The sequence below is a fragment of the Myroides sp. C4067 genome (assembly GCF_038039665.1).
Classification (GTDB): Bacteria; Bacteroidota; Bacteroidia; order Flavobacteriales; family Flavobacteriaceae; genus Flavobacterium; species Flavobacterium odoratimimum.
On record NZ_JBBPHJ010000002.1, the window covers coordinates 50,134 to 69,519 of the forward strand.

21 protein-coding genes are annotated in these 19,386 nt (G+C 30.7%); 15 read left to right on the top strand and 6 right to left on the bottom strand.

The window, feature by feature from the left end; genetic code table 11:
- Positions 1 to 119 precede the first annotated feature (119 nt).
- Entirely contained in the window at positions 120 to 2,522 is a 2,403-nt protein-coding gene (locus AABL87_RS01530; RefSeq protein WP_341276818.1) for a hypothetical protein, read from the bottom strand.
- 192 nt (positions 2,523 to 2,714) lie between these two features.
- On the opposite strand from AABL87_RS01530, the gene AABL87_RS01535 reads away from it, so the two are divergent.
- From AABL87_RS01535 to AABL87_RS01570, 8 genes are all read left to right on the top strand, one after another.
- Positions 2,715 to 3,026: a hypothetical protein gene (locus AABL87_RS01535; protein ID WP_039328977.1), complete on the top strand. Its 312-nt coding sequence runs from the start codon at positions 2,715 to 2,717 to the stop codon at positions 3,024 to 3,026.
- Positions 3,027 to 3,268: 242 nt separating this feature from the next.
- Positions 3,269 to 4,087 carry an alpha/beta hydrolase gene (locus AABL87_RS01540; RefSeq protein ID WP_006266560.1) on the top strand — a complete coding sequence of 273 codons (819 nt, stop codon included), beginning with the start codon at positions 3,269 to 3,271 and terminating at the stop codon, positions 4,085 to 4,087.
- Between the two features lie 32 nt (positions 4,088 to 4,119).
- On the top strand, positions 4,120 to 4,926 hold the full coding sequence (gene tatC, locus AABL87_RS01545) for a twin-arginine translocase subunit TatC (protein ID WP_341276819.1): 807 nt from the start codon (positions 4,120 to 4,122) through the stop codon (positions 4,924 to 4,926).
- Positions 4,927 to 5,016: 90 nt separating this feature from the next.
- A complete protein-coding gene (locus AABL87_RS01550) occupies positions 5,017 to 5,346 on the top strand; it encodes an ArsR/SmtB family transcription factor (protein WP_160339459.1) in 330 nt (109 codons plus the stop codon).
- A gap of 61 nt (positions 5,347 to 5,407) precedes the next feature.
- Positions 5,408 to 5,860, top strand: a complete 453-nt coding sequence (locus AABL87_RS01555; RefSeq protein WP_341276820.1) for a DUF6428 family protein — start codon at positions 5,408 to 5,410, stop codon at positions 5,858 to 5,860.
- 17 nt (positions 5,861 to 5,877) lie between these two features.
- Positions 5,878 to 6,492, top strand: a complete 615-nt coding sequence (locus AABL87_RS01560) for a protein-tyrosine-phosphatase (RefSeq protein ID WP_341276821.1) — start codon at positions 5,878 to 5,880, stop codon at positions 6,490 to 6,492.
- A 3-nt stretch (positions 6,493 to 6,495) separates the two neighbouring features.
- Positions 6,496 to 7,530, top strand: coding sequence for an ACR3 family arsenite efflux transporter (arsB, locus tag AABL87_RS01565; protein ID WP_341276822.1), 1,035 nt, complete (start codon positions 6,496 to 6,498; stop codon positions 7,528 to 7,530).
- Between the two features lie 108 nt (positions 7,531 to 7,638).
- The gene (locus AABL87_RS01570) at positions 7,639 to 8,205 is read left to right on the top strand and encodes a lipocalin family protein (protein ID WP_341276823.1); all 567 of its coding nucleotides are present in this window, start codon (positions 7,639 to 7,641) and stop codon (positions 8,203 to 8,205) included.
- 19 nt (positions 8,206 to 8,224) lie between these two features.
- Here AABL87_RS01570 and chrA read toward each other — a convergent pair whose 3' ends face one another.
- From chrA to pdxR, 4 genes are all read right to left on the bottom strand, one after another.
- Positions 8,225 to 9,349, bottom strand: a complete 1,125-nt coding sequence (gene chrA / locus AABL87_RS01575) for a chromate efflux transporter (protein ID WP_341276824.1) — start codon at positions 9,347 to 9,349, stop codon at positions 8,225 to 8,227.
- A 393-nt stretch (positions 9,350 to 9,742) separates the two neighbouring features.
- Positions 9,743 to 10,180 carry a carboxymuconolactone decarboxylase family protein gene (locus AABL87_RS01580; RefSeq protein WP_341276825.1) on the bottom strand — a complete coding sequence of 146 codons (438 nt, stop codon included), beginning with the start codon at positions 10,178 to 10,180 and terminating at the stop codon, positions 9,743 to 9,745.
- Between the two features lie 58 nt (positions 10,181 to 10,238).
- Entirely contained in the window at positions 10,239 to 10,676 is a 438-nt protein-coding gene (locus tag AABL87_RS01585; RefSeq protein WP_341276826.1) for a GNAT family N-acetyltransferase, read from the bottom strand.
- A gap of 83 nt (positions 10,677 to 10,759) precedes the next feature.
- A complete protein-coding gene (gene pdxR, locus AABL87_RS01590) occupies positions 10,760 to 12,196 on the bottom strand; it encodes a MocR-like pyridoxine biosynthesis transcription factor PdxR (protein ID WP_341276827.1) in 1,437 nt (478 codons plus the stop codon).
- Positions 12,197 to 12,300: 104 nt separating this feature from the next.
- On the opposite strand from pdxR, the gene AABL87_RS01595 reads away from it, so the two are divergent.
- Positions 12,301 to 12,963, top strand: a complete 663-nt coding sequence (locus tag AABL87_RS01595) for an FMN-dependent NADH-azoreductase (protein WP_341276828.1) — start codon at positions 12,301 to 12,303, stop codon at positions 12,961 to 12,963.
- Positions 12,964 to 13,184: 221 nt separating this feature from the next.
- Here the strand turns inward: AABL87_RS01595 and AABL87_RS01600 are convergent, their stop codons facing one another.
- Complete coding sequence (locus AABL87_RS01600; RefSeq protein ID WP_341276829.1) at positions 13,185 to 14,018, bottom strand: RteC domain-containing protein; 834 nt, start codon at positions 14,016 to 14,018, stop codon at positions 13,185 to 13,187.
- A gap of 197 nt (positions 14,019 to 14,215) precedes the next feature.
- Here AABL87_RS01600 and AABL87_RS01605 point away from each other — a divergent pair, with 197 nt between their 5' ends.
- From AABL87_RS01605 to AABL87_RS01630, 6 genes are all read left to right on the top strand, one after another.
- On the top strand, positions 14,216 to 14,539 hold the full coding sequence (locus tag AABL87_RS01605) for a hypothetical protein (RefSeq protein WP_341276830.1): 324 nt from the start codon (positions 14,216 to 14,218) through the stop codon (positions 14,537 to 14,539).
- 658 nt (positions 14,540 to 15,197) lie between these two features.
- Positions 15,198 to 15,923, top strand: coding sequence for a sensor histidine kinase (locus tag AABL87_RS01610; protein WP_341276831.1), 726 nt, complete (start codon positions 15,198 to 15,200; stop codon positions 15,921 to 15,923).
- Positions 15,913 to 16,557: a response regulator transcription factor gene (locus AABL87_RS01615; RefSeq protein ID WP_341276832.1), complete on the top strand. Its 645-nt coding sequence runs from the start codon at positions 15,913 to 15,915 to the stop codon at positions 16,555 to 16,557. The genes AABL87_RS01610 and AABL87_RS01615 overlap by 11 nt, the downstream gene beginning before the upstream one ends.
- Positions 16,558 to 16,659: 102 nt before the next feature.
- The gene (locus AABL87_RS01620; protein ID WP_258204525.1) at positions 16,660 to 16,944 is read left to right on the top strand and encodes a hypothetical protein; all 285 of its coding nucleotides are present in this window, start codon (positions 16,660 to 16,662) and stop codon (positions 16,942 to 16,944) included.
- A 67-nt stretch (positions 16,945 to 17,011) separates the two neighbouring features.
- Positions 17,012 to 18,223 carry an arginase family protein gene (locus AABL87_RS01625; protein WP_341276833.1) on the top strand — a complete coding sequence of 404 codons (1,212 nt, stop codon included), beginning with the start codon at positions 17,012 to 17,014 and terminating at the stop codon, positions 18,221 to 18,223.
- A gap of 1 nt (position 18,224) precedes the next feature.
- Positions 18,225 to 19,385, top strand: coding sequence for an LpxL/LpxP family acyltransferase (locus tag AABL87_RS01630; RefSeq protein WP_341276834.1), 1,161 nt, complete (start codon positions 18,225 to 18,227; stop codon positions 19,383 to 19,385).
- Position 19,386 lies beyond the last annotated feature (1 nt).

Genomic DNA, 19,386 nt, shown 5'->3' on the forward strand with positions numbered 1-19,386 from the left:
TCTAGTTATCTTTTTAAATAGTTGTTAGATACTGAACTCCCGTATAACTAAGGAATTGTTATACGGGAGTAATATATAAATAGTTTTTTTTTCAGTTAGAAGTCTAATTGTTTTTTAGACTAATCTTCATTAGTGAACCACTTCACTAAATCAGTATATCCATCGGTGATGAGGTTGTTGTAATATTTAGGGTTCATATTTGCTCCACTGAATTTACTGATAGTATATTGTAATTTTTTTAATTTAAGTGATCTAAATGATGCAGGAATAGGTTCGCTGAAATTACATCCTTCAATACTAAGACGTTCAAGATTTTTAAGGTCTAATAAAGAGTTTGGTAGTCCTTCTGTATCAAAGTTGGTAAGGTGTAGTGTACGCAATTCTTTAAACTGACCGATATAGGTTGGTATCATGTCTATTTGATAGCCAGATAAGTATAGTTCTTGCAACGGTAAACATGTAAGTTCTTGAGGTACGTAGCACAAGGAGTCGTTAGTTCCTTGAAGCCTAAGTTTTTTAAGTTTAGGATATTTGACCAAAGCATTCGCACCAGCTAATCCAAATTCATAACATAAAGATAGATCAACAACCTCTAAATTTGGAGCATCTAATCCTTCTAGTGTAGGTATTTTTGAATAAGATAAATCAACTATTTTTAAATAAGGTAATTCAACAGTGGGGAAATGATCATATCCTCTTAATTTAATAGATTCTATTAAAGGACTGTTTCTTAAGAGTTGATCTAAGTTATCAAGCTCAACGTTTTCTAATTGTAAGGTGTGCAATTTGGTCTCTTGATCCACAGATAAGCAAGGACAACTATCAGGTAAGATTGCGTTACTGTTTATTTTTAAAATTTTTAGGTTTTCACAATTAACCAGCACATTAGTCAATAGACCTATTGGCAAATTGGTGTCCAAACTAATAAGCGTATAAGGCTTAACCATTAAGTTAGTGATATCATTTACTTCATAAGTATCGTTTTTTAAAGGAAAGTATGTGAAGTTTTCTACGGATAGATAGCTGAATAAATCGCTGTGCTTTTCAACTTTGCAGTTTTCAATAGAGGCTTTACCAACGCATATAATTTTGTTAGATACTTTAATTTCAGCACAGTTTATGATTTTTAGTACATCTATTACACTGGGAAGAAAACAAGTGTCTATTATTAGTTTATTAGATTGTTCTATAGTTACAGACATCAGCTTTTCAATACGTCCGATTGATTTAGGTAGTTGCACTGTTTGGTAGTTAAAAAAACTAAGGTGTTTAAGCGAGGTACATTGTTCTATATTTTGCGATAAAGAGTTATCACCAATTAAATTTTCAAATGTAACGGTCGTTAGTTTATTGAATTTAGACCATGGCACTTTTATTTCCGTTAGGTTTTCCATATTGGAAAAGCTCAATTTATCTAAGTTAGGAAAAGACTCAGGGTTTTGAGATAGATATAGTAGTATTGCCTGGTCTGAAACTACTAGGTTTGTCAGTGAATCAAAAGTATATTGTTGTTCTAAGTTGATCAATTCTCCAGAAAAACAAGTAATCTTACCATTAAAAATTACCTTAGGATGAATTAGCTGGAGTCTATCATTTTTCCAAAGGCTCAACACAGTTAGGCTAGGTACGTTTAACTTGTCACTTATCGTAGTAAGATCTGGACATTTCATGATTTTAATTTTGTTCAGCTCAGGAAGTGTATTTAGTTCTTCTCCAATGGAATTAAGAGTGCTTACTAAAGAAAACTCAATCGCTTCTATACTTCTAGGCAGGGTAGGTAGTGTTGGAGTAGGCCAATTGGTGTTCATACACTTTAAAGACCTTAGAGCAGTTAGTTTTGTAAAGTCAAATTTGATATGTGTTAATTTAGGAAGCTCCAATTCCAAAGACTGTAGTGTCGTTATGTCTTCTATTGATTTTGGAAGTTTAGTATATTCTCCTTCTATGCTTAAGTGTTCAAGTTGAGTAAATTTGTCAAAAACATCAGGTAGTCCTTGTTCAAAGTTTAAGGTTTCGATGTTGATAATTCTAACTGAGGGGAACCTCCCTAGTAGCATTGGATTTTGAATTAGAGTAGTTGGATCATGACTACCCCTAACGTCAAGTAGATCAACCCCTAGTTTACTATACATAAAATCAACATCTAAATCATCCGATATATTTGCATATTCTAATAAGGTATTAAAGACCTCGTACCATTGGGGAATACCAATTGACTTGATTAGTTTTTTTCGAATTTTGAAGGCTTTAATAACTTTCTCACTAGCATTTTGCTCTAAAGTTTGTCTGATTTCTTTAACTGTGTTTGTGTCTTTGCTACATTTTCCAATCAAAAATAAATCATTGATATAGTCTTTAGGAAAGTTAGTTTGACTTTGAATAGTAGCATAGTATTCAGGTAATGATTCAATAAACTTATACATATTATTTTTTTTTCTTTTTTTGTTTCTGATTTTAAAATTATTTTTGGATTTTGAGTAATAGTATAAATCAGTTAATGGTAAAAAATATTTATGGATCAAAGTAAATATTTTGTTTAGACATATTATTCACTGAATTAGGTGATATTAATACAGGAGTTAGAAAGAAGTAGGTCGATCTTTTTGAGTTTTTATTTAAACTATATTATTGATATATAATATATTATTTAGGGTGTGATTTTTAAATAGTGGTACATCTAGTATGGTGTATAAACAAAGAAAAATTTAATAAAAATGGGGAGTTTATTTAGAAATGTGGGTTATGTTATAGCTATTGTTTTAACAGTGCTTTGTGTCTTGGGAATGCTACTTAGTTTCTTGGACTTTAGTAGAACAAATGAACGGGCTGCAGCCAATATAATATCTTATATTGCAGCTCCTATGTTATTTTTGATAATAGTAATTATTACTTGTACTATTCTAATGATTGTTAATCTTATTGACGGACAAACTTTATTTTATGATTTTAATCGTTTTGTCAAGTTTTTTAGGTATTCAGGTTTAATCGTAGCAGTTTTATTTTTATTAAGTTTATTTAAGCTATAGTAGTAAAAAAGAGAAAGCCCAAAAGACTTTCTCCTTTTAAAGACAACTAGTAAATAAGGAGAACTAGTTTAGTGCTGTAAATCTCTAATATTGAATAAAATTATTTTTATCTAATTTAGAATTACAGTAGTAAAAATAAAGAATGAGATTTCTCACATTCAAAAATAGTAAAATTAATAGGTTAATGGTATTAATTACTGTTTTTTATTGAAATAATTTTGTGAATCAAAAAATACGCTAAAATGAAATTTAAAATTATGTTTTTGTTAAGTTTATGCTATACCATTTTATTAGCAAGTTGTGGTTATAAGAGTACAATTCAGGATGTAGTGCCTAAACATGATACTTTTAAACTAGAATCAAATCAATTAAAAGAAGAAAGAACTATTAATGTATGGACACCAAAAAATTATGAGAGTACTCAGGATTCTTTGCCCGTAATCTATATGGCTGATGGAGGAATAGGAGAGGATTTTCCTCATATCGCATCTACCATAGAAGAGCTTATAAATGAGCAAAAAATTCCTGCTGTAATCTTAGTTGGAATTGAAAATACACAAAGAAGAAGAGATTTGACAGGATTTACAACTGTTGCAAAAGATAAAGAAATTGCACCCGAGGTAGGAGGTTCTAATCAGTTTAGAGCCTTTATTAAAGAAGAGTTATTTAAGGAAATCGATAAAAGATATAGAACCAAAGAAGAAAAAACGATATTAGGGGAATCTGCTTCAGGTTTGTTTGTGATGGAAACCTTTTTTGTTGAACCCGCCATGTTTGCAAATTATATCGCCTTTGACCCTTCATTATGGTGGAATAATCATTATTTAGTTAGAACCGCAAAAGCTAGTTTAGATCAAAATAGTGCGGTAAAAAGAAAGCTTTGGTTTGCAGGATCGAATGCTGCTGATATTTCTCCCTATACAAATAAGTTAGCTACTATTTTAGCAGAAAATGAAAATAAAAATTTAGTGTGGCACTATGTAGATGAGCCAAATGAAGGACATACAACTATATTTAGAGCAACTAAAAAACAAGCCCTAATTTGGATATTAAATAATTAAAATAGCAGTAGTTTAGCATTTTATAATAAGATATGGATAGAGGTATTAAGAAAAAGACATTTTTAAATTTTGTAGGACTTTTAAGAAGTTTTTTAATCAAGTGTTTTATTGGAATCGTCTTATGTAGTAGCATAGCCTTTTTATATACTAACTTTATTTTTGAGCAAATATTATTAGCTCCTAAAAATCCTAATTTTACTATTTATATTTGGCATCGTTCTTTGATAGATTTTTTTAATTTGAGTTCATCATTGTATATGGAAGGGATTGATTTTGATATTCAAAATCGAAAAATGGATGGTCAGTTAATGGTTATGATTTGGACTAGTTTTACCTTTGGACTAATAGCTTCATTTCCTTGGATTTTGTATCAAATTTGGAAATTTGTACAACCTAAATTATATAATAGTAAGACAAGATACAGTGTTGTATTTGTAACAATCACAAGTCTTTTATTTTTTATAGGTGTCTTGTTTGGATATTTTATTATAGTTCCTTTATCTATTCATTTTTTTATGAATATAGAGATTAGTAGTATTGTTGCCAATCAAATCGATCTTACCTCATATATTTCTCTTGTTAGAACCACCATACTAGCATCAGGTATTGTGTTTGTTTTGCCAGTTATCATTCTAGTATTATACAAGATGGGAATTTTATCAACAGATACACTCAAAGGTTATCGCAGATATGCTTATGTTTTGATTTTAGTTGCATCAGCAATTATTACACCTCCAGATGTATTGAGTCAAGTTATTTTGGTTATACCATTAGTTTTATTGTATGAAGTGAGTATTTTCTTTTCAAAGTTTATGAAGTCTAATCACATTACAGAATAATTTATTATCGTATTTGCTATCAATATTAATTAAACTTGCACAGTTTAAATATACATCGTAATATTGCGATATATATTTAAGTATAAAACAATGGGAGTAACAAAATCAGAATTATTTAGTGATAAAAAGAATAGATTATCGCTTATGTTTAAGGTTTTAGGGCATCCAGCAAGACTTGCTATTCTTCAGTATATTATCAATCAAGATGCTTGTATTTGCAATGATTTGGTGGAAGAACTTGGATTGGCTCAAGCAACTATTTCACAGCACTTAAAAGAGCTTAAGAATAGTGGACTTATCAAAGGGACAATTGAGGGTAAATCCGTTTGTTATTGTATTGACGATGTAGTATGGAATGAATTTTTCAAGGAGTTTGAATTGTTCTTCGCTCAAAAAATAGCATCAAACGATTGCTGTTAATATTTTTTAATTCATATCATCGTAATATTGCGATATTGAAATAATTTAAAAACAAGTAAATATGAAATTATCAGAAGTAAAAGCCGTTTTAGGAAATTTAGATCGAGTAGATTTTCAATTTGAAGATGAAACATTTGTAGCCGAACATTTTCATGTAACAGAAGTAGGTCAAGTAACCAAAAAGTTTATTGACTGTGGGGGAACAATGAGAGAAGAGGTAAAGGTAAGCTTTCAATTGTGGAATGCAGATGATTATGAACACCGTTTAAAAGCGGGTAAATTGCTTCATATTATTCGATTGTCAGAAACAAAATTAGGTATTGTTGATGCCGAGATCGAAGTAGAAGTTCAAGGTAAAGAAACGATTGGGAAGTATTTCTTAGCATTTAATGGAACTCACTTTTTATTAAAAAACACATTGACTGCTTGTTTAGCGGAAGATGCTTGTGGAATTACACCAAGTAGTCAGGCAGCTCCAACTAGTTGTTGCGATCCTAACACTGGATGTTGCTAATCGTAAAAAAGTAAAAGATGTATAAAACAGTATTGGTTGTAATTGACACTCTTCTTGAATCACAAGAGATAAGCGCTACTAGAAAAGAAGTTTTAGCTCCTTTAGTGGCTTATATTCAAGCGAAGGTTGATTCAAAATCTCCAATTCGAATCAATTTTATCTGTACACATAATTCAAGAAGAAGTCATTTGGCTCAGATTTGGATGCAAGTAGCAGCAACTTACTATGGTATTCCAGATGTTATTTGTTATTCAGGAGGGACTGAACAAACAGCGATGTATCCCCTAGTTGTTACAGTTTTAGAAGAACAGGGATTTAACGTATTTAAAATTTCGGAAGGAGAGAATCCTATTTATGCGATAAAGTATGGTGATAATGAAATTCCTATTATTGGTTTTTCTAAGAAGTACGATGCCGTTTTTAATCCAAGTAGTGATTTTGCAGCGGTAATGACTTGTTCACAGGCGGATGAGGGCTGTCCTTTTATAGCAGGTGCTGAGCGAAGAATCCCTATTGCATTCGAGGATCCAAAAGAGTTTGATGGAACAGAGAACCAGCAAGCAGGATATTTTAATCGAAGCCTTGAAATTGCAAGTGAAATGTTTTACATCGTGTCACAAATTAAAAAATAAGTCATGCAAGTTAGAATGAAATTTTTAGATCGATACTTAACCCTTTGGATTTTCTTGGCTATGGGGATTGGTGTTCTCTTAGGAAATGTATTTCCAAGTGTTTCTAATGTGATGGATAAACTATCCATTGGAACGACCAATATTCCGTTGGCTATAGGACTAATCATCATGATGTATCCTCCACTGGCTAAGGTTGATTATAATCTATTACCACTGGCTTTTCGGGATAAAAAAGTCTTAGGCTTATCTCTTTTCTTAAACTGGATTGTAGGACCTGTTTTAATGTTTGTTCTGGCTATTATTTTTATGCGTGATGAACCTGATTATATGATAGGGTTGATACTTATTGGTTTGGCCAGATGTATTGCAATGGTGATTGTATGGAATGATTTAGCAAAAGGTAATCGAGAATATGCAGCCTTACTGATTGCATTAAATAGTGTTTTCCAAGTGCTGTTTTATAGCTTTTTTGTTTGGCTTTTTATCAATGTATTACCTTCTTATTTTGGATTTGCTGATTATGCTATTTCAATTAAGATGAGCGATGTTATACAAAGTGTGCTTATTTATTTAGGAATTCCATTTTTAGCAGGTTTTTTAAGTCATAAGTATCTCATTAGAATAAAAGGAGAAGCTTGGTTTACCCGCAAGTTTATCCCTTTTATTTCACCCTTTACTTTATATGCTTTACTGTTTACCATTGTGCTTATGTTTAGCTTAAAAGGAGAGCAGATTGTACAATTGCCAATGCAAGTTATCAAAGTTGCTATTCCACTTGTTATCTATTTTGTTTTGATGTTCTTCGTTAGTTTCTTCGTAAACAAGTCAATGCATGTGGATTATGATAAAAATGCGGCTATTTCTTTTACTGCAGCAGGCAATAATTTTGAACTGGCTATCGCTGTTGCTATTGCCGTATTCGGAATTCACTCGCCCCAAGCTTTTGTAGGAGTTATCGGACCTTTAGTTGAAGTTCCTGTACTGATTTTACTTGTACGAGTGAGTTTATGGATGAAAAAGAAATATTATACAAAGTGATAAAATATAGTTGTTTTTAAATGGTGTAAAGTCGTTTCTATTAAATTAATTATTAGAAAAAATCAATTCATTATTTATTTTTTTATTTTTGAGATAAACTAATATTTTATGAATTTACAAGTGTTTTATCGAATAAGTTTTTTTACTATTTTATCTTTTTTGTTTGTGTCATGTAATGCAAGTAGAATACCAGAAAAAGCTAAACCCGTTGAAAATTTTGATGTAAATCGTTATTTGGGAATTTGGTATGAAATTGCTCGATTTGATTTTTATTTTGAAAAAGACTTAACTAATACCACAGCTTACTATAGCTTGGACGGGAACGGAAATGTCAAGGTTTTAAATCGAGGTTTTAATGTTAAAACCAAAGAATGGAAACAAGCAGAAGGAATAGCTAAATTTAGAGCAGAGCAAAATGTAGGGGCACTTAAGGTTAGCTTTTTCGGGCCTTTTTATTCGGGTTATAATGTCATTGCATTAGATTCAGATTATAGGTATGCTCTAATAGCAGGAAAAGATCTTGATTATTTATGGATTTTATCTCGAGAAAAAAGTATCCCCGAAGCTATTAAAGAACAATACTTGACACTAGCTAATGAAATTGGTTATGATGTATCTCGTTTGATTTGGGTTGAACATGACAAGGAAGATATGTCGGTAATAAAGTCTAAATAAATACAAGAAAAGCGAACAATTAAAAGAGGATATAACCCAACAAAGCTCCTGCTAAAACAATAAAAGCACTATTTACTTTTTTAAATTTAAAAACGAGTATACCACTAAGTAGGGTAATAACAAGGGTTTGCCAGTTCAGCAACACATCTCGTGTCATCGTTATACAAACAGCGACAATCAAGGCGACAGAGGCAACATTCACCGCATCTAAAAAGACAGATAATCCTTTTGAGTTGCGAAGTTTTTTCATCAATGGATTTAGTAAGGCTACTAGAATAAAGGATGGTAAAAAAATTGCAATAGTTGAAAGAATTGCTCCGGATAAACCATTAATTTGAAAACCAATAAAAGTAACAGAAGAGAAAACAGGTCCTGGTGTGAATTGCCCTACAGCAATTGCATCCATTAGTTGTTCCCTTGTTAGTAATCCTGTTTGTACTAGTTCTGTATCTAAAAAGGCAAATAGCACATAACCACTACCATAAAGTATAGCCCCTATTTTGAGAAAAATCCAAAATAACTGTCGATTGGTTGTGCTACAAAACGGACTTTGTATGCTAAGTATGAGAGGTAATGCAATCAAGCTTTGTAAGGTATTTTGCTTTCTCGTCTTGATAAAAAACAGGGCATAGGCTAAAAATCCAGCCCCAAACAATAAAAAGATTTCACTAACCCCTAGCAAAGAAGCTACCAAGACGATTAGCCCCAAAAAGGCTAAAAAGGTGGAGTTAATAGATTTTTTAGCTAGGGGAAAAACAGCTCCAAGCATAATGGCTATAATCGCGGGTTTAATTCCGTATATAAAAGGTTGTATATGTGGCAATTGCCCATATAGTTTATAAAAGTAGGCGAGTACACCCGTTAGAAAAACAGCGGGAAGAATAAAACATAGCCCTGCAATTATAAGGCCTTTCCATCCCCCTTTGTCATAGCCAATATGAATGGCCATTTCTGTACTATTAGGACCAGGGATTAAATTGGTGGCACCTAGTAGATCTAAGAAGTGTTGTTCATCCATCCATTTTCTTTGTACAACGACTTCCTCTCTCATCATCGCAATATGCGCTGCAGGACCTCCAAAACCAATAATTCCCAGTTTTGTAAAGACTTTGGCTATTTCTTTTAGGCTTATTTTTTCTGACATATCGCTTCCTATTTTTAGTTTTTATTGCAATTGACGTGTTCAACGTTATTGTGTAATAGGAACGGGGGTAAAACTAATGATAATTCAATATTCAAAGGTTACCTAAATGTAAACAAAATGAGGCTTAAACCTTTTTTCAATAATCTTAATATTGCCTGTATATCCAACATTATCAAATAAACCTTATTTTTACACGAGAGAAAATCTCTTTTTATATCTAATTCGTTAAAAACATAATCTATTGCTTTCGGATCGCATTCTGTAATATCGACTCACCTAAATAAAAAGTAGCTCTCTAAGTTAATTTACTTTTGCTGTTTTATGTCTATTCGATTTTATTGATACTTGTATGTTTATTGAATTTAAATAAGCCAATTTTTCTTATCATCTTGATTAATCTATTGGTTTATGTGTACTAACAGCGACTCTGTTCCATGCATTAATAGTAATGATAGCCATAATAATGAACCCTATGTATTCTTCGTTGAATAACTTTGTAGCCATTTCATAAGTTTCTTCTGTTAAACCACGCTCACTAATTAGAGTAATTTCCTCTGTCATAGCTAAAATAGTACGTTCTTCTTCTGTGAATAGTTCCGTTTCTCTCCAAGCATTTAGTAAGAAAATTCGTTGAGCAGTTTCTCCTTGATTCATAGCGTCACGTGTATGTAAATTAAGGCAATACGCACAACCATTAATTTGAGAGGCTCTAATCTTTATTAATTCAAGATGAGTTTTGTTTAAATCTGAATTCTGAACAAAACTGTCAAGTGCAATAATTCTTTTATAACCACTTGATACTACATTTGATAAGTCAATACGTTTTTTCATTTGTCATTTTTTTTAATTATTATAAGTATATAAGTTACAAATAAAACTATAGAATAGATTATTTTAAATAAGTATGTAAGTGAACTGCAGATAGTTCGAAGTGATTTTTAAAGTATAATTGCTGTGCAGTGTGATTGTCAAAACCAGTATCTAATACTACAGCATCCATAGACTCGGATTCAGCTATAGATCTTATGTGGGCTAATAGTTTACCTCCAAATCCTTTTCCTCTATAGCTTTCTACAGTACATAAATCATCGATATAAATAATAGAGCCACTATGTAACGTGGTCATTTTTCTATAACCAATAAAAGCAACAATATTTTCTTTGTCGTAGATACCTTTTAATGCATATTTTTCATTTTTAAGCATTTCATTAATTGTAATAAGCCAAGTATCTTTGTTTAAATGTGGTCTTAAGATTAAAGCAACAGCTAAACATTTTTGAATCTCTGATGCTGTATCAATAGCTTTAATTTCAAATGTATTTTCCATATTTTAATATTTTTGGTAAAATTAAAACAGAGTCAAATAAGCTAAATATACCAGATTATTAATAATAGATAGCCCAGTGAATTTTAATACATTACTTTTTTTAGAATAGCGCAAGCTTCTATCATTTCTTTTTCATCTAATGAGGCAAATCCCATACGAATGCCATTAGTTGAAAATACCTCATTCTTGTAAAACAAACCATTGTCTAGATATAAACCTTGTTTTAATGCATTGTGAGATAGTTGTATTAAATCTATCTCTGGATTAAAAATAGCCCAAATAGCTAATCCACCTTCGGGAACTTTAAAGGTAATTTGATTAGAGAAATTAGTATCTAATAAACAGCAGAATGTATCGCGTCTTTCCTTATAGGTCTTAAGTGCTTTTCTGTAATATCTATTCATTTCTCCCTGATTAAAAAGCGAGGCAAATGCCTCCTCTAAGGTTGTATCGCCTTGTCTATCGATTAGTTCTCTTAAGGCGGTGGCTGCATATATAAAGTTAGCTGGGCCAGTCATAAAACCAATTCTTAGAGCAGGGGCAAAGGTCTTAGTAATTGATCCAAGATATATTACATTTTGATTGTGATCTATACTTGCTAAAGGTAAATAAGGTTTATTAGCATAGTGGAAGTCAAAGTCATAATCATCTTCTATAATTGCAAATTGATGTTCTTTGGCCAATTTTAAAAACTTTAATCTGCGTTCCATACTTAGTGTAACTGTAGTAGGGCTATGGTGATGTGGAATGATATAGACCGCTTTTATTTTTTGTTTTTTTAATTTGTTTTCCAGATAGTCTACATCCATCCCATTGTGATCTATAGGTATCCTTAAAAGGTTAGCACCTGCTTGTTTAAAAATCTGATCTGCTGTAGGATAGTTAGACATACCTACGGCAATAGTATCTCCTGGATCTAAAAGTAATTGAGCGGATAAATAGATCCCCATTTGACTACCCTTTGTGATTAGTAAATCATTGATAGAGGCATTTAAGCCTCGAGTGGTAGAGAGATAATTAGACAATGCCTCCCTTAGATTTTCTGAACCTTGAGGACTTCCATATTTTAAATAATTACGACCATAGAATTTTCTGGAAATACTTCTGTATTCACGCATTAACTCATCAATGGGGGCAAGGCGGACATCTGGAAACCCATCATCAATAGCAAGTTTAGTCTTCTGAAAGTTTTGACCTAACTTAACATCCTTAAATTTGTTTGTCCATTTAAAAGCTTCTTGATTTAAATTTTTAATCGGTTCATTACTAATACTTTTTTTAGAAATTGAAGGTAGTGTTGACAATACATATACGCCTTTTCGTTCTATTGACTCCGTCCATCCTTGGCTAATAAGCTCTTCATAGGCAAGTTTAACTGTATTTCGATTTATGCCTACTAATAAAGCTAAATTACGTGTGCTAGGTAATATATCAGATGGTTTTAATGTACCATCTGTAATTAATGATATAAAAGCATTACACACTTGGATATACAAAGGAACAATAGAATCTCTGTCCACTTTAATTAAAGTTTTATAAGGTAACATCTGGGCTGTGCGATTTGTATTAATTGGTATACAAATATAATCCAATAAGCAACTACTTTTGTCTAAAATATTAAAAGATGAATGTAAAGAAAGACATAGACAAACAGGTTTTAATTATAAATGCTAGTGCAAGAACTATACGTTCACAAAGTAGAAAATTAGCTGACACCTTTAAAGAGCTATGGCAGAGTCATACTCGTAATACTGTAATTCAATTAAGAGATCTTGGTCTTGAAAATGTACCACATATTAATGAAATATGGATTAGTGCTGCCTTTAAGCCATTAGAAGATAGAACTGATGAGGAAGTAGAAGTCTTAAAGATGAGTGATGAGTATATAGCGGAATTAAAAGAAGCAGATATTATAGTTATTGCAAGTCCTATGTATAATTGGTCTATTCCCAGTAGTTTAAAAGCGTACATTGATCAGGTAGTTCGCGTTAATCAAACCTGGAGATATAATCCAGATAATATACAAGACCCTTACATAGGATTATTAGAGAACAAAGAAGTTGTTTTATTGTTAACAAGGGGATCTCAAGGATATGAAATAGGTAACTATAATGAGCAAATAGATTTTCAAACTAACTATTTAAAGAGAGTTTGTCATGTAATGGGAATAACTAAGATTACAGTTGTTACACTTGATGGAGAAGCGAATGATAAACTAGAATATAGCGACAATATCACGGAAGCTCACAAAAAAGTAAGAACATATATAGAAACTATCTTTTCTTAACTCTTGTATTATTATAGTCTTCTTCTTCTATATTTTAAAAAGAGATCTTTTTCTCTGCTAATTAGAACTCATTTTTAAAATTAGGTTTTATATTATTAAATTTTCAGTTAACTATGTAAATTGATATAACGGATACAAGTAATCTATATGTTTTTTTATTGATATATCACACGTTAAATAGATATCTTAAATTTAACGTGTGATTTATTTTAGCTTTAGAATTATGTTTTATCCATATACGCCTCTAACACTTCTTTTAATTTATCTAAGTAGCTCGTTTTAGATTTTGCTCTTGTTTTCATTCTATGAAAGGCATGATGTATATCTAAGAGCTTTATACCAAATACCTGCTGAAACAACATCGCTACTTTGCGTATCTCTCCTTTACCATTATTAATGGATCCAGATAAATAAAGTGCATAAATAAGCTCTATAAGTGCATTTTGGGATTCTGACCACACTAAATTAGAGGATATTATCTGATTAGTACTAATATCATATTCTTGTATTTTTTCATGGAGGTAGTTTTGAAGTAGATCATGAGAGATAATACGAGCGATCTTATAGTCATAATAAGTTGAGAACTGAGCATCTATTTCAAAGATAAAGCTATTAATTCCAATGAGTAGGTCTGTTTTACCCAAAGTAAAATATTCTATGTCTTTGTCTGTTCGATTAGCATTATAATATTTATAAAAGTCATTGTAAGCAAAATACTTCTTATACTCAAGGTTTAGCTCTTCTAGATGCTTATGATAGTATTTATTTTTAACAACAATATCTATTGGGCAACTTGTTTCTATAGAATAGAGTTTGTTGTAAAAGATTAGTTTGCCTAAGACTTGAGGCTTAATTACTTTAAAAAAATCAATTTCGTCTATTTGATTTTTGAACCCCACTTGAAGTATTTCTTGTTTTAGATTTATAAGTAGTAATCTTAAAAATTGAATCATTTCATAAGCCTTTGAAATAGAAGTTGAGTCAAGTAAGTTTAGTTCAATTTCTTTTGATTCAATTGTTTTGAATACACTTGTGTAAAGAGCATTTTGTGTCATAATTATTGAGTTTTGATTGGTTAATTATTGACACGTTTAACCCTGCTTTTTTTCTGATTTTATTGCCCTATTAAAATAAAGCAATGCTACTTTTAAAATCAATACGTAAAAACACGGTAAATATGCGGAAAACACGTATTGTTTATTATTTGAAAATTATAAACATTTACATTATTAACTTTTAAATGTTTAGTTTTATGGAAATTAACAAAAAATCAGGTACAGTAATTAGCCTTGAAAAGGCAGTTAATCTGACACATTCTTATCAAGAACACAACAGTGAAAAACCTAATAGTTATTTTGTTGGACTTGATAAGTTAGATGAGTTATTAGAGCAAAAAGGATGCATAGGATTACGTGTTTATCCTGGTCTAAATGTGAAAACGAATCAAAGTAATGTTGTTTTAGTTGGAGTTGATCAAAGCGGAGAAGATTTAACTAGTGGAATCATGCTTGATGAATTAGTGACTTGTCCACATTTATGCCCAAAGAAAAGTCAATTAGTTAGAAAAATAGAGTGATATACAGCCTGATATTATATATAGCCTTAATTGCAGGAGGGATTCCAATGCTACTTTTTCTTGTTATGAGAAAGGATATTGTATGTAATAAAGCCATTATACCAATTATAACATTAATTGCATTTTCGTCTATCTATGAATATGTTGTAATTATTCAACTTCAGATGAAAGTGACGCATTGGTATCAGATACACTCCTTGTTTGAATTCCTGGCTGTATTTTATCTCTTTAAGAATTTAATTACGCAGAGACCTAGGTGGTTTTTTATAATTGGCTTAGGTCTTTTTCTAGTAGTTTACATTTTATCATTTATCTATTTAAATAATGAAATGATTCTAGTGTCGAAGAGTTTAAATAAATCCTATATGACTTTATTTGTTATTAGTTGTAGCTTTCTTTGGGTGAAGCAAGTATTTGATCAAAAGCTAATTATGCGATTATATCAAGAAAGTACTTTTTTTATTGTTATGGGACTTTTCTTCTATTATAGTACAACAATTTCTTTGTTCGTATTATCTAATTATTTGTATAAGAGTGAATTGTTTTTTTACGATTATTGGCTTGTCAATATTATTGCCAGTTTAATTTTAAGAATTTTATTATCTATAGGCGTATGGAAAATGAATTAAAAATACTTTTTTGGCTGGGAACCTTTATTATGATCTCACTTTGTATGATGGTGGTAATTTTAGTTATCATCTATCAGAAGAATTTAAATAAATACCGCAATGAACAGCTTGCCGAACAGCTCCGAACAAATTTATTAGTAGAGCATAAGGAAAGAGCTAGAATTGCTAAAGAATTACACGATGGACTTTGTGGTGATTTAGCTACTTTGAAAAACTTTGTTAGTGTTCTTAAATTAATAAAAGATAAGGATTTGGTTGCTACAACTATTATAGATATTCAAGAAAGTGTTTCTCAATGTTATGACGAGGTATTGAGAATTAGTTATAATCTATCACCACCACTTATCAAGGATAATCCAATTAACTTAATCCTAAGTAGTTATTTAGTTAGAATATCTAGAGTTACTTCTATAGATATAACTTTTACCTCGGATAATCAGACGTTTAATCTTAGTGAACTTGAGCGATTAGAGATTTATCGAATCGTGCAAGAGTTGATACAGAATATTATAAAACACAGTCAGGCTACTTATGCAGAGGTTTCTTTGAAATGGCATCCGCAGCACATGATATTATCAATCAAAGACGATGGAATAAAATATGATTTTAATGCTGATTTAAAAAGACAAGATGTAGGTTTAGGACTAAGTAATATTAAGACAAGGATACAGCAAATAAAGGCTGAGTTTATTAATCAATCTAATGATTGTAATAATAGTATTCAATTAAAAATAAAAAGGCAAGATGATAATTAAAATAGGTATAATAGACGATCATAAGCTTTTTAGAAAAAGCTTTTCTTTTCTTCTTTCTCAAGTAGAGGGCATAGAAGTAGTTTTTCAATGCGCCAATGGCATTGAATTATTTGAATCCCTGAAGTCTAAAAAGGTAGATATTTTATTTTTAGATATTCAGATGCCTGTTATGGATGGTTTCCAAATTGCGCATCGATTAAATGAAAAATATCCTGATTTAAGAGTTCTTATACTTAGTAGCTTTAATGATTCCTATAGTATTGAAAGGATGCTTAGGTATAATATATCAGGGTATTTAACTAAGAATATTGAGATTGCTCAGTTAGAAAAAGCGATACATTCTGTTTTTAACGGAGGTGTATATTATGATAAACAAATCAGAGAACTAGTAAAACATTTACAGACTCAACAGCAGACCAAAGATGTTACTATCACAGATAAAGAAGTAGAGATTATTAGACTATTTGCCAATCAATACAGTGGTAGAGAGATTGCAAAAAAGTTAAACGTTAGTATTCGTACTATCGAAAAACATAAGGAAATACTCATGCAAAAGACAGGTGCAAGTAATTTCATTGGTGTAATCATCTTTGCCATCACTAGACACTATATTACTGAGGATGATTTGTTTTAGTAGTGTATCTACTATCAATACGTAAAAACACGTATTTTTTAAGTGTTTACCATGTAGTAGTTTGGCCATGTTTAATATCATTAACCAATCAAAACTATTTTTATGAAAACACTTAAAAATGTTACAGGAGAGAATTTAGTTGTAGGTTCATTCTCAGAGGAATTAGCAAGCAACAAATTATCGTTTCAAGATTTTCAACAAAGGCTTGCGACTTTAGATTTCAATGATGCAGAAGCATTACAGAAAGAAACTGCTAGATGTAGTAATAGATGTAATGGTAATGATGTAGATGTTGAGTTAAAAACAATTCAAACATTAGAGCCCATGAATCCAAAAGTTGGAGATGTGGCACAGTCATTCAGATTGCAATTTAGAATTGAAAACTAATTGTTAATTATTCCTCCAAAGATGGTATTGTAATAATGATTCTTTGGAGGAATCTTTGTTTTTAAAGATGGTATATATAGTAGCAAAATGTGTCAGTTTTCAAGTTTTAGAGAAGGAAGTTATTGTCGAAAATAAGATAACTCTCAAAAGATGTGCTTTAAACTTTGAATCATACTCGATAATTAATGCTTTTAAAAAGGTAGATTTTACTTATGAAGAGTTTTGTAGTATCAATATCAGTACAATAGAAGAGAAGAAATCTTTTTGGAGTTTTTTACTTAACAATCAGATAATTGTTTTAAAGCACGAGTATAATGTAGGACCATTGATGCGTCTTTACAATCAAAATTATTTTGGTCTTCAAGCACAAGAATATAAAGAAGTAAGAAATAAAATATGCTTGTTAGGAATTCCCTATGCTATGGGAAACATTAATTCATTGAGTATAGAAAAAGCACCTTCTTATTTAAGAACAATTTCATCTCGATTCAATTTGGCACATTTAAATACAAATCTGTTGGGACAATTATTAGGGTTGGATAAGGAGTTATTAGAATCTAATAAAGAAGCATTGATTGATAATACAATGGATATTGGAGATTTGTTTTATTATTTGACAGAGTCACCAAGTAATTATTTTCGCAAAATAGATAAGTTGATTAGTCATTTGGTAGAGAATAAAAACACCCCTTTTTCAATAGGTGGAGATCATTCGATAAGTTATCCGATTATAAAAGCAATTAGCGATAGTAATGATATAGGAGTAATTCATTTTGATGCACATTCAGATACTTATTTTAGTGAAATTGATGAGTTCTATGGAGATATTACGGTAAATCATCATGGTAACTTTTTAACGAAGGTATTAGAACTTGACAGAGTAAAACAGGTAATTACACTTGGTCCCAGAGGTTTGAAAGGTTGTCAACTAACAGGAGAATTAAATCAGAAACACGTACTTTTTACTTCTTTTCAGATTCAACAAAATAATGATTGGCTAACTGCTATTAATCCTGATTTATCATATTATCTAACTTTTGATGTTGATGTATTTGATCCTAGTTTATTAGCAGGTGTTTCAGATCCAATTAGCAATGGCCTTTCTTTTAATAAGGTTATATCCATGATTGATATCTTATTTAAAAGATTAAATATAGTAGGTATAGATCTTGTTGAAGTTGATCCACAAAGAGACCAAACAGGTGTAACAGGAGACATAGTGTTACAACTAATAGTACACCTACTAACTAGAACAGTAAATAACAAATACAAGAATTAAGATGGACAAGAATATATCAGAATTTAAGCTGCCTTATAGTTATTACGAGTGGGTTGTAGGTGCACGTTCATACTTTATGGAAACTGATTTTAAGAGCAATCCCACATTAATGCAATATTTCTATCAGATAGATCAGAACTTAAACAAAATCTCTTTTACTGTAGAAAGTCATGAGAACTTTGCAAGAGAAGTTAAGTATTTTCAAAGTTGGGCAAGTTTTGACCAAAAATATGTAGAGCTATTAGATACAATTGATGTAGTATATGATAAAAATAGTAAAGAGTTGTTAGATAATAAACAACCAACAATTTATTGTACGTATCATGTCGGTTCATATCGAATACTTAATATGTATTTGCTTTCAAAACAAATACCATTTGTCTTAATTACAGATAAGCAATATATTGAAAAACAGGGTAATGAAACCTATCAGGATATAGAAAAACTAAATAATCAAATAAATAAAGGAGCATTTAATTTTGATTTTCAAATTATAAATGCGGAGAATAGGAATTCAATTTTGCAGATTAGAGACTATATGAAAAGAGGATATTCTTTAGTTTTTTATATCGATGGAAATTCTGGTGTACCACTTCGCGATAATAAGAATTTGGAAGAAGTTTTATTTTTAGATAGGATTATACTGGCAAGAAAAGGAATAGCCTATATTTCATCTCGTTTTGAATTGCCAATTATTCCAGTTGTTGCTCCAAGAGAGGACTGGGGAAAAATAAAGCTGATATTTAAAACTCCAATTTTACAAGTAGATCAAGATTCTACATCTTACATAAAACAGACAACTAAAAAACTGTTTTTGATCTTGGAGCATTATATCAAGAGGTCTCCTTCGCAGTGGGAAGGATGGCTATATTTAGAAAAGTTTTTACCTCAAGAAGCAATAGAAAACAAAGATTTAAAACCAAGAGAGAATTCTTTGTCATTTAATTTTCAGCGTTACCATATTTTAAAATTCAATTCGGTTAATGTACTATTTGATAAATTAACCTTAATAAGTATTGAAATGTCAAAAGAGCTCTTCACACTATTAACCTATATTCAAAACAATCAAGTGAAAATCATGGATAGCTATTGTATTGATAATATTACGTATCAACAAAAAGCAATCGATGACCTATTAGAAAACCAAATCATACTAAAGTAAA